Origin of the sequence: Mesorhizobium sp. M0664, from assembly GCF_040320565.1 — a bacterium.
GTDB lineage: Bacteria > Pseudomonadota > Alphaproteobacteria > Rhizobiales > Rhizobiaceae > Mesorhizobium.
The window spans coordinates 1-10,612 of record NZ_JAMYPW010000083.1; the positions used below are offsets into that span (position 1 = coordinate 1).

The following is a 10,612-nucleotide window of genomic DNA, read 5'->3' on the forward strand; positions in this document are numbered from 1 at the left end:
ACCTCCCGGCGCAAAGCGCGCCAAACTGTTCGCGATGTCCTCGCACACCTGTTCGCGATGTCTCCGGTCCAAACAGGGGGGAGATCAGGTGCGCTGCGCCAGCCTCGCGCTCTCCACCGCGATGCCGAGCAGGGCCTGGCGTGCCAGCGCGACCGACAGATCCGGCCGCCGGCGTGTCTGCAGCACCGCCGTCTGCAGGCGGTTGAGGGCGCGCCCGAGCGCCTCGCTGCTCCAGCGTTCGAGGGCTTTCTCGACCAGCTTGCGCCTGGAGAAAAACACCGGCGGGCGCGCCGCGGCAACGACCGAAGCGGCATTGCGGCCGCCGGCGTCCATCAGGCCGCGCATCGCCTGGATCGCCTGCAACTGCCGCATCGCCGATGAAAGTACCAGAAAGGGCTGGCCGCCGGACTGGCAATGGCGGGTGAAGGCGGTGTCGAAGTCGGCGATCCTGCCTTCGAGCAGGGCGTCGACGGCCGCATCGAAGGAGAGGCCGGAGACATCGCCGGATGTCGCCTTGACGTCGTCGAGGCCGATTTCGGCCTGGCCATGCGCATAAAGCACGAGCTTTTCGATCTCGCCGCGCGAGGCCAGCCGGTCGCCGCCGAGATTGCGGCGCAGCGCCTGCCGCGCCTCCAGCGTCATCGACATGCCGGCCTTGCGCAGTTCGTCGTCGATGACCGTGTCGATGTCCCTGGCCTCATCGGCGTAGCAAGGCAGAGCCATGGCATTGTCCGCCGCCTCCACCACGGCGCGCAGGCCGACGCCCTTCTTCAGGTCGCCGGCCTCGATGAGGATGATGGCGTCCCGCGCGGGCTCCGACGTCAGCGCCTTGACGTCGTCGGCAAGCGCCTTCTGAGCGTCGGCGTTGCGCACCCATAGCAGGCGCCGCTCCGAAAACATCGGCACGGTGCGGGCCTCGTCGAGCAGGCGGCCCTCGTCGCGATCGACTTCCGATCCGTCCAGCCTGACGACCGAGAACGGATCGTCGAGCGGCAGGCCGGTCTTGCCGGCAAAGGCCTTTGCCCGCTCGGCAACCAGCCCGCGATCGGGACCGTAAAGCAGCACGATCGAGACGCGCGGATCCGGCTTCGCGAGCCATGCATCGACCTCGTATGCTTTCTTTTGTGCCATGGGCGCTGATTAGCATGACGCGGGCGCGGGGTGAACGGCGCCGCCCTCCTTTCCTTCTCCCCCTTGTGGGAGAAGGTGGATTGGCGCGCAGCGCCAAGACGGTTGAGGGGTGCTGGCCGGAGCGCTGTTGGTGCCAAGCTGGAACACCCCTCATCCGACCGAGCTTCGCTCGGCCACCTTCTCCCACAAGGGGAGAAGGAGGTGCTCGCGCCGCCCAACCCGACGCATGCCTTATCTGGCGGGAAACCCGGCGCAATCATCTCCCAAATTGCGCGCCGGCGCGGAAGATCGACAAGAAATTTCGCCGACATATCTCCATCCTGTCGGCCGCGGGCAGCAGCCAGCGGCAGCGAAGCCGCGCCCGACGAATTGGCACTGGTCTGGCGGTGTGCAAGTATCCTGGCCGGGCAACAGTGGAGGACCGAGATCATGGCCGATGCCGGAATGCTGCGCTTCCATGTTCCGGAACCGGAAGTGCGGCCGGGCGGGACGCCGGATTTCTCCAATGTGAGCATTCCAAAAGCTGGCTCGGTGCCGCGCCCGAAGATCGACGTCGACCCGCGCGACATCCGCGATCTGGCCTTCTCGATCATCCGCGTGCTCAACCGCGCCGGCGAGGCGGTCGGGCCGTGGGCAGGGCTGCTTTCGGACGACGAGTTGCTGGAGGGGCTGCGCCATATGATGACGCTGCGCAGCTTCGATGCGCGCATGCAGATGGCACAGCGCCAGGGCAAGACCTCTTTCTACATGCAGCATCTCGGCGAAGAGGCTGTGAGCTGCGCCTTCCGCAAGGCGCTGTCGCGCGGCGACATGAATTTTCCGACCTATCGGCAGGCCGGCCTGCTCATCGCCGACGGCTACCCGATGGTCACGATGATGAACCAGATCTATTCGAACGAGGCCGATCCGCTGAAAGGGCGGCAATTGCCGATCATGTATTCATCGAAGGAGCACGGCTTCTTCTCTATCTCCGGCAATCTGGCGACGCAGTACATCCAGGCGGTCGGCTGGGCGATGGCCTCGGCAATCAGCAACGATTCAAAGATCGCCGCCGCGTGGATCGGCGACGGTTCGACCGCCGAGTCCGACTTCCATTCGGCGCTGGTGTTCGCCTCGACCTACAAGGCGCCGGTCGTGCTCAACGTCGTCAACAACCAGTGGGCGATCTCGACCTTCCAGGGCATCGCCCGCGGCGGCTCCGGTACTTTTGCCGCCCGTGGGCTCGGCTTCGGTATTCCGTCGCTGCGCGTCGACGGCAACGACTATCTCGCCGTCCATGCGGTGGCCAAATGGGCGGCGGAACGGGCGCGCAGCAATCTCGGGCCGACGCTGGTCGAATACGTCACTTACCGCGTCGGCGCCCATTCGAGCTCCGACGACCCGTCGGCCTACCGGCCGAAGGCCGAGTCCGATGCCTGGCCGCTCGGCGACCCGATCGTCAGGCTGAAGAACCATCTCATCCAGCGCGGCGTCTGGTCGGACGAGCGCCACGCCCAGGCCGAGGCGGAAATCCTCGACACGGTGATTTCGGCGCAGCGGGAGGCCGAGCGCCACGGCACGCTGCATGCCGGCGGCAAGCCCTCGGCGCGCGACATGTTCGAGGGCGTCTATGCCGAGATGCCGCCGCATCTCAGGCGCCAGCGCCAACAGGCAGGGGTCTGACCATGCCGCGGCGGACCATGATCGAGGCGATCCGCGACGCCATGGACGTGTCGATGGCGCGCGACAGCCAAGTCATCGTGTTCGGCGAGGATGTCGGCTTCTTCGGCGGCGTCTTCCGCTGCACGCAAGGCCTGCAGGCGAAATACGGAAAGAGCCGCTGCTTCGATGCGCCGATCAGCGAATCCGGCATTGTCGGCGCGGCCATCGGCATGGCCGCCTACGGGCTGAAGCCTTGCGTCGAGGTGCAGTTTGCCGACTATGTATATCCGGCCTATGACCAGATTGTCTCGGAAGCGGCGCGGCTGCGCTACCGGTCGAACGGCGATTTCACCTGCCCGATCGTCGTGAGAATGCCGACCGGCGGCGGCATTTTCGGCGGCCAGACCCACAGCCAGAGCCCGGAGGCGCTGTTCACCCACGTCTCCGGCCTGAAAGTCGTGGTGCCCTCGAACCCGCATGACGCCAAGGGCCTGCTGATCGCGGCGATCGAGGATCCGGACCCGGTGATCTTCCTGGAACCGAAGCGGCTTTATAACGGGCCTTTCGACGGTCATCACGAGCGGCCGGTAACGCCATGGTCGAAACATGAGCTCGGCGAGGTTGCCGACGGCCATTACACGGTGCCGCTCGGCAAGGCGGTGATCCGACGGCCGGGTGCGGCGGTCACCGTGCTTGCCTACGGCACGATGGTCTATGTCGCCCGGGCGGCGGCCGAGGAGACCGGCATCGATGCCGAGATCATCGATCTGAGAACGCTGCTGCCGCTCGACCTCGAGACGATCGTCGCCTCGGTCAACAAAACCGGGCGCTGCGTGGTGGTGCACGAGGCGACGCTGACATCGGGGTTCGGTGCCGAACTTTCGGCGCTGGTCCAGGAGAACTGCTTCTACCATCTGGAAGCGCCGGTGGCGCGGGTCACCGGCTGGGACACGCCCTATCCGCATGCGCAGGAGTGGGACTATTTTCCCGGTCCCGCCCGGCTAGGCCGCGCGCTGGTCGAAACGATGGAAGCCTGAAGAGGGAACGATGGGCGAATATGTCATCAAGCTGCCCGATGTCGGCGAAGGCGTTGCCGAGGCCGAGCTCGTCGAATGGCAGGTCAAGGTCGGCGATCTCGTGCGCGAGGACGCCGTGCTTGCCGCTGTCATGACCGACAAGGCGACGGTCGAAATTCCGTCGCCCGTCGATGGCGAGATCGTCTGGTTGGGCGCCGAGATCGGCGACACGGTGGCGATCGGCTCGCCGATTGTCAGGTTGAAGGTGGCCGGCGAGGGAAATGTGAACGCAGGCGCGAAATCGGCGGAGGGTGAGGCGGCACCTACCCCCACCCCTAGCCCCTCCCCACAAGGGGGAGGGGGACGAGCTTCGGCCGCCAAAGCCGAAGCCAGGTCCAGCTCGCCCTTGGTCGGGCATGTGCCAAGAACCGAGGGCGCACGAACGGCGGATATGGAGTCCCCCTCCCCCTTGTGGGGAGGGGTTAGGGGTGGGGGTACTGCGCCGGCTTTCGGGGGTATAGCGCCGGTCGGTGCGCCGCGCCCCGAGGGAGAAAAGCCACTGGCCTCGCCGGCCGTCCGCCTCAGGGCGAAAGAGGCCGGCATCGACCTTCGGCAGGTCCCGGGAACCGGCCCGGCCGGCCGCATCCGGCACGAGGACATCGACGCCTTCCTGGCACGCGGACCCCGGCTCGCGAAGGCCCCTGGCCTCGCCCGCAACGAGGCGGTCGAGGACATCAAGATAGTCGGGCTCAGGCGAAAGATCGCCGAGAAGATGACGCTGGCCAAGTCGCGCATCCCGCATATCACCTATGTCGAGGAGATCGACGTCACCGCGCTCGAGGATTTGCGCGCCGCGCTCAACAAGGAGAAGCGGCCCGGCGCGGACAGGCCGAAGCTGACGCTGCTGCCGTTCCTGATGCGGGCGATGGTCAAGGCAATCGCCGACCAGCCCAATGTCAACGCACTGTTCGACGACGAAGCCGGCATCGTCCACCAGCATGGCGGCGTCCACATCGGCATCGCCGCGCAGACGGCTTCCGGGCTGATGGTGCCGGTGGTCAAGCACGCCGAGGCGCGCGACATCTGGGACTGTGCAGCCGAGGTTGTCAGGCTGGCCGAGGCGGCAAAATCCGGCACGGCGACGCGCGACGAGCTCTCGGGCTCGACCATCACCATCACTTCGCTGGGCGCCATGGGCGGCGTGGCGACGACGCCGGTGATCAATCATCCGGAAGTGGCGATCGTCGGCGTCAACAAGATGATGGTGCGGCCGGTATGGGACGGCAGCCAGTTCATCCCGCGCAAGATGATGAACCTGTCCTCCAGCTTCGACCACCGCGTCGTCGACGGCTGGGATGCAGCGGTATTTATCCAGCGGATAAAGACGCTACTGGAGACGCCGGCGCTGATTTTTGTGGACTGAGGAGATGAGAACGGTCGCAAAGGCCCCCTCGCCCGGCAGCATGGGGCGCCGGGACGCTGGCTCCCCCTTCTCCCCTTGTGGGAGAAGGTGTCGCCGAAGGCGACGGATGAGGGGTGCTCCAGCTTGGCACCTACCGCACTCCGTCCAACACCCCTCATCCGTCTCGGCGCTACGCGCCGATCCACCTTCTCCCACAGGGGGAGAAGGAAAGGCGCGCAGCGGCCGGATGGTGGGGCATTTATCCCCGAAAGGACGCAGCTGACATGAAGGAAATCTCCTGCAAGCTGCTGGTCATCGGCGCCGGTCCGGGCGGCTATGTCTGTGCCATCCGCGCCGGGCAGCTTGGCATCGACACGGTGATCGTCGAGGCAGGCAAACCGGGCGGAACTTGCCTCAATGTCGGCTGCATCCCGTCAAAGGCGCTGATCCATGCAGCCGAAGAGTTCGAAAAGCTCTCGCACATGGCCGGCGGCAAAAGTCCACTCGGCATAACGGTCGCGGCACCGTCGCTTGATCTCGCCGCGACCATTGCCTGGAAAGACGGCATCGTTAGCCGGCTGAACAACGGCGTCGCCGGCCTGCTGAAGAAAGCTGGCGTGAAGACGGTGCATGGCTGGGCGACATTTCGCGACGGCAAGACCGTTGCCGTCGAGACCGAGATCGGCATGCAGGTGATCCGAGCCGAAACGGTGGTGATAGCGACCGGCTCGGCGCCGGTCGAGCTGCCGTCGCTGCCGTTCGGCGGGCCGGTCATTTCGTCGACCGAGGCGCTGGCGCTGAGCGAAGTTCCGGAGAGGCTGGCGGTGGTCGGCGGCGGCTATATCGGGCTGGAACTCGGCATCGCCTTTGCCAAGCTGGGCGCCAAGGTGACCGTGGTCGAGGCGTTGCCGCGCGTGCTGGCGCAATATGATGCGGAACTGACCCGGCCGGTGGTGAAGCGGCTGGCCGAACTCGGCATCGAGGTGCTCGTGAACGCCAAGGCCAAGGGGCTGTCCACTAAGCGCGACGCGCTGCTGGTCGAGACGAATGGCGGCAAGAACGGCAAGATTGCCGCCGACAAGGTGCTGGTCACGGTCGGTCGCAAGCCGGTGACCGAAGGCTGGGGGTTGGAGCAGATCGACCTCGACATGGCCGGACCCTTCATCCGCATCGACGACCAGTGCCGCAGCTCGATGCGTGGTATCTTTGCCATTGGCGACGTCACCGGCGAGCCGATGCTGGCGCACCGGGCGATGGCGCAAGGCGAAATGGTCGCCGAGATCGTCGCCGGCCACAAGCGCAGCTGGGACAGACGAGCGATCCCGGCTGTCTGTTTCACCGATCCGGAGCTGGTCACCGCAGGCCTGTCGCCGGAGGAGGCCAAGACCCGTGGCGAGATCAAGGTCGGACTGTTTCCCTTCACCGCCAATGGCCGGGCGATGACGAAGTTGGGCGAGGACGGATTCGTCCGGGTAGTGGCGCGGGCGGACAACCATCTGGTGCTTGGCATCCAGGCCGTCGGCCAGGGCGTGTCGGAACTGTCGACGGCGTTTGGGCTGGCGCTGGAGATGGGCGCGACGCTGGAGGACATCGCCGGGACGATCCATGCCCATCCGACACAGGGCGAGGGTTTTCAGGAAGCGGCGCTGAAGGCGCTGGGGCATGCGCTGCATGTCTGAGGGCTCGCGCTCTCCCCCCTTGAGGGGGAGATGGCCGGCAGGCCAGAGGGGGTCGGTTCGACTGGATGCGACCTCCCTTGCGACAGATGGAGGTTGGCGCTCTACGCGAGGCGACCCCCTCTGTCGCCTTCGGCGACATCTCCCCCTCGAGGGGGGAGATTACGCAGCTCACCCTGCAAGCCGGCTAACCATTTCGTGCTGCGCATAGGCGCGGCCGAAGCGGTTGGCCAGGAACGCGTCGAGCGCGATGTCCTCCTGCTTGATGAAGCCCCTGGCCGGCAAGCTGCCGTCGGCGAGCATGTCGAGCACCGCGCAGATGGCCGATGCGGTGGTGATCTGGATGGCGCTGCGCACCGTTTCGCCGTCGCGCCTGGCGTAGATCTTGTTGGCGTAGGTCTCCTGCAGCAGACGGCCGTTCTTGCGGCCGCTGACGGTGACGAAGACGATAACCACGTCCTGCAGCGTTGCCGGCAGGGCGCTTTCGAAAATGTCCTTCAGCATATCGCGGCGGTGGCGCAGGCCGAGGTCGTTGAGCAGCGCCTTCATGATCGCGGCATGGCCGGGATAGCGGATGGTGCGATAGTTCAGCGTCCGCACCTTGCCTTTCAGCGTTTCGGCCAGCGTGCCCAGCCCGCCCGAGGTGTTGAACGCCTCGTAGGTGACGCCGTCGAGCGAGAATTCTTCACGCTCCTCGAGCGGCGGCACTTCGATCAGCTCGCCTTCGACGATCGCCTCGCAAGGCTCGCAATATTCGTTGATGACGCCGTCGGTGCTCCAGGTCAGATTGTAGTTCAGCGCATTCGACGGGTACTGCGGCAGCGCGCCGACCCGCATGCGCACGCTTTCCAGCGTGTCGAAGCGGCTGGCGAGATCGTTGGCAACTATCGAGATGAAGCCCGGCGCCAGACCGCATTGCGGGATGAAGGCGCTGCTGCCGGAACGCGCCAGTTCCTTGACCCGCCTGGTGCTGACAACGTCCTCGGTCAGATCGAGATAGTGCACGCCGGCGCTGGCCGCCGCCTCGGCGATGCGCGTGGTCAGATGGAAGGGCGCCGCGCTGAGCACCGCGAATTTGCCGGCCAGGGCCGCTTCGAGGGTGCCGGCGGCTTCGATGTCGAGTTCCAGCGTCTCGACCGTTTCAGGCAGTTCGGCCGCGCCGAGCTGCGCCGCCGAGCGGTCGACGAGCGTGACCTGGTAGTTGCCCGTGGAAGCCAGCATCTCGGCAATGGTCGAGCCGATCTTGCCGGCGCCGACGACGATGATTTCCTTCATGACCGGTCCCTCGCACCAATGCTAAATTCACGGTTAGAATCGCAGCTTGCCTGTCGAAAGGAAGCGTGAGATTGTACGAAACGCAGCCTCTCTTTGGGCAATGTGACGGTAAGGTTCGTCGAAATGCTCAGCGATGCCGACCAGGCTCTGCTTTCCCTGCTGCGCACCAATGCGCGCGCCTCGACCGCAGAACTGGCGCGGCGCCTCGGCGTCTCACGAACGACGGTGCAAAGCCGGATCGAGCGGCTGGAAGAGCGCGGCATCATCGCCGGCTACGGGGTCAGGCTGTCGCCGGATTACGAGCAGGGGCTGGTCAGGGCGCATGTCCTGCTCACCGTCACCCCCAAGCTTGCCGACAAGGTGGTGCGCAGCCTGCAGGCGCTGGCACCGGTTCGCACGCTGCACTCGGTTAGCGGCAATTTCGACATGATCGTCATCGTCGAGGCGCCGTCGATCAGGGATCTCGACACGCTTCTCGACCAGATCGGCGCCATGGACGGAGTCGAGCGCACGTCGTCGTCGATCATCCTGTCGACGCGGATCGACCGCTGAGCGGGCTGGTGTCGCGGGTCCAGACGCTGGCGCGAAGGATCACCGAGCGCAGTGATCGTTCTGGCGCTCTCGCGGCAAAGCGATATAGGCTTCGAAGATGTTGGATGAGACTCGCAGAGGGGCCGCGTCCTCTCGCGCCAAGCTGACAAGTCGCGCGGTCACGCAACGATTTCCAGAGGAGACCTCCTTGCCCAAGCAGTGTTTTGGAAAATCCCATGTGCCGTTGTCGCCGGCGGTCAGGGCCGGCGATTTCGTCTATGTCTCAGGCCAGGTGCCGGTCGGCACAGACGGGCTGGTGGTCAAGGGCGGCATCGCCGAACAGACCGAGCAGGTGCTGTCGAACGTCAAGGCGGCACTGGCGCTGGCCGGCTGTACCCTGGACGACGTAGTCAAGACGACGGTCTGGCTCGAAGACGCCCGCGATTTCGGCATTTTCAACACCGTCTATGCCAGGCATTTCCCGAAAGACCCGCCGGCGCGCACGACAGTGGAGTCGCGGCTGATGATCGACATCAAGATCGAGGTCGAGGCCGTTGCCTACAGGCCGGCCTGACGGGAAAATGGAGACAGGCGCGATGCAATTCGATCTCCTGATAAAAGGCGGCCGCCTCATCGATCCGGCCTCCGGCCTCGACGCGCAGCGCGATCTGGCGATTGCCGACGGCCGTATCGCCGCGATCGACACCGAAATCCCATTCGAACGTGCCGCCCACGTCATCGATGCCACGGGCTCGATCGTCGCGCCGGGCCTGATCGACCTGCACAGCCATGTCTATTGGGGCGGCACGTCGCTCGGCGTCGATGCCGACCGGTTCGCCGCAAAGAGCGGCACCACCACCTTCATCGATGCCGGAAGCGCCGGCGCCGGCAATTTCCTCGGCTTTCGCCGCCACGTCATCGAGCGCTCGAAAGTCCGCATCCTGGCCTATGTCAACATTTCCTTTGCCGGCATATTCGGCTTCTCGCAGACCGTGTCGGTCGGCGAGTGCAGCGACCTCCGGCTCTGCGAACCGCGCGAGACGGTAGCGGCGGCTCGCGAGCACGCGGACGTGGTTGTCGGCATCAAGGTCCGCTCGGGTCGCCATGCCGGCGGCACCAGCGGCATCGCGCCGGTCGATCTCGCGCTCGAAGCCGCCGACAAAGCCGGCCTGCCGCTGATGGCGCACATAGACGAGCCGCCGCCGGGCCGCTCGGAAGTGCTGCCGCGGTTGCGCAAGGGCGACATCCTCACCCACTGCTTCCGGCCGTTTCCCAACGCGCCGGTCTTCGCCTCGGGGGCGGTGCGGCCAGATATGCGGCTGGCGCGCGAGCGCGGCGTCATCTTCGATATCGGCCACGGCATGGGCTCGTTCGATTTCGAAGTGGCGAAAGCGATGCTCGGCGAGGGGCTGGCGCCGGACGTGATCAGCAGCGACGTGCATCTCTACTGCGTCGACGGGCCGGCCTTCGACATTCTGGTGTGCATGTCGAAGCTGCTGGCGCTCGGCATGCCGCTGGTCGAGGTGCTGCGCGCCGCGACACAGCGGCCGGCCGAAGCGATCGCCAGGCCCGATCTCGGCAGGCTGGCGGTGGGTGCGGTCGGCGACATCGCGGTGCTGCGGCTGCGTCCGGGCCGCTTCACCTTTGTCGATTCGGTCGGCGCCTCGCTGGTCGCCGAGCAACGGCTGGTCTCGGACGGAATCGTGGTCGGCGGCAGCTGGTGGCCGAACGAGGCGGTGGACGATCTCGGCGAAACCGAGCGTTTCGAAGCGCATGCGCACGACACGCATGTCGAGGTGGCGAGCCGGCATTTCGGGCGTGGGTGATCTCCCCCCTTGAGGCAGGGGAATCGCACATGGCGATTTTGGGGTTGAGTTTAGGCTGAGAAAGGATTCTTTGGAGAGGCAGTTGAGCGAAGGAGCGACTGCCATTTCCTGCCT

The 10,612-nt window shown here is 65.9% G+C and carries 9 protein-coding genes; 7 read left to right on the forward strand and 2 right to left on the reverse strand.

Annotated elements, in window-relative coordinates; genetic code table 11:
* Window positions 1–84: 84 nt before the first annotated feature.
* Entirely contained in the window at window positions 85–1,131 is a 1,047-nt protein-coding gene (gene holA, locus NKI39_RS33460) for a DNA polymerase III subunit delta (RefSeq protein WP_352837324.1), read from the reverse strand.
* Window positions 1,132–1,560: 429 nt separating this feature from the next.
* Here holA and NKI39_RS33465 point away from each other — a divergent pair, with 429 nt between their 5' ends.
* The 4 genes from NKI39_RS33465 (at window position 1,561) to lpdA (ending at window position 6,869) form a co-directional block, all read left to right on the forward strand.
* Window positions 1,561–2,793: a 3-methyl-2-oxobutanoate dehydrogenase (2-methylpropanoyl-transferring) subunit alpha gene (locus NKI39_RS33465; RefSeq protein WP_254817940.1), complete on the forward strand. Its 1,233-nt coding sequence runs from the start codon at window positions 1,561–1,563 to the stop codon at window positions 2,791–2,793.
* Between the two features lie 2 nt (window positions 2,794–2,795).
* Entirely contained in the window at window positions 2,796–3,809 is a 1,014-nt protein-coding gene (locus tag NKI39_RS33470; protein WP_352770428.1) for an alpha-ketoacid dehydrogenase subunit beta, read from the forward strand.
* Between the two features lie 10 nt (window positions 3,810–3,819).
* The gene (locus NKI39_RS33475) at window positions 3,820–5,211 is read left to right on the forward strand and encodes a dihydrolipoamide acetyltransferase family protein (protein WP_352837328.1); all 1,392 of its coding nucleotides are present in this window, start codon (window positions 3,820–3,822) and stop codon (window positions 5,209–5,211) included.
* 263 nt (window positions 5,212–5,474) lie between these two features.
* Window positions 5,475–6,869: a dihydrolipoyl dehydrogenase gene (lpdA, locus tag NKI39_RS33480; protein WP_352837331.1), complete on the forward strand. Its 1,395-nt coding sequence runs from the start codon at window positions 5,475–5,477 to the stop codon at window positions 6,867–6,869.
* 168 nt (window positions 6,870–7,037) lie between these two features.
* Here the strand turns inward: lpdA and NKI39_RS33485 are convergent, their stop codons facing one another.
* Window positions 7,038–8,141 (reverse strand): saccharopine dehydrogenase family protein, encoded by a 1,104-nt coding sequence (locus tag NKI39_RS33485; protein WP_352837334.1) that lies wholly within the window; start codon window positions 8,139–8,141, stop codon window positions 7,038–7,040.
* Between the two features lie 123 nt (window positions 8,142–8,264).
* On the opposite strand from NKI39_RS33485, the gene NKI39_RS33490 reads away from it, so the two are divergent.
* The 3 genes from NKI39_RS33490 (at window position 8,265) to NKI39_RS33500 (ending at window position 10,498) form a co-directional block, all read left to right on the forward strand.
* Window positions 8,265–8,693: an Lrp/AsnC family transcriptional regulator gene (locus NKI39_RS33490; protein ID WP_352770106.1), complete on the forward strand. Its 429-nt coding sequence runs from the start codon at window positions 8,265–8,267 to the stop codon at window positions 8,691–8,693.
* 187 nt (window positions 8,694–8,880) lie between these two features.
* Window positions 8,881–9,246 (forward strand): RidA family protein, encoded by a 366-nt coding sequence (locus tag NKI39_RS33495; RefSeq protein ID WP_023675940.1) that lies wholly within the window; start codon window positions 8,881–8,883, stop codon window positions 9,244–9,246.
* A 22-nt stretch (window positions 9,247–9,268) separates the two neighbouring features.
* Window positions 9,269–10,498, forward strand: a complete 1,230-nt coding sequence (locus NKI39_RS33500) for an amidohydrolase/deacetylase family metallohydrolase (RefSeq protein WP_352837337.1) — start codon at window positions 9,269–9,271, stop codon at window positions 10,496–10,498.
* Window positions 10,499–10,612 lie beyond the last annotated feature (114 nt).

Excerpts from the sequence above, each read along its gene's own strand:
- holA (WP_352837324.1), bottom strand. The coding sequence starts at position 1,131 with ATGGCACAAAAGAAAGCATACGAGGTCGATGCATGGCTCGCGAAGCCG.
- NKI39_RS33465 (WP_254817940.1), top strand. The coding sequence starts at position 1,561 with ATGGCCGATGCCGGAATGCTGCGCTTCCATGTTCCGGAACCGGAAGTG.
- NKI39_RS33470 (WP_352770428.1), top strand. The coding sequence starts at position 2,796 with ATGCCGCGGCGGACCATGATCGAGGCGATCCGCGACGCCATGGACGTG.
- NKI39_RS33475 (WP_352837328.1), top strand. The coding sequence starts at position 3,820 with ATGGGCGAATATGTCATCAAGCTGCCCGATGTCGGCGAAGGCGTTGCC.
- lpdA (WP_352837331.1), top strand. The coding sequence starts at position 5,475 with ATGAAGGAAATCTCCTGCAAGCTGCTGGTCATCGGCGCCGGTCCGGGC.
- NKI39_RS33485 (WP_352837334.1), bottom strand. The coding sequence starts at position 8,141 with ATGAAGGAAATCATCGTCGTCGGCGCCGGCAAGATCGGCTCGACCATT.
- NKI39_RS33490 (WP_352770106.1), top strand. The coding sequence starts at position 8,265 with ATGCTCAGCGATGCCGACCAGGCTCTGCTTTCCCTGCTGCGCACCAAT.
- NKI39_RS33500 (WP_352837337.1), top strand. The coding sequence starts at position 9,269 with ATGCAATTCGATCTCCTGATAAAAGGCGGCCGCCTCATCGATCCGGCC.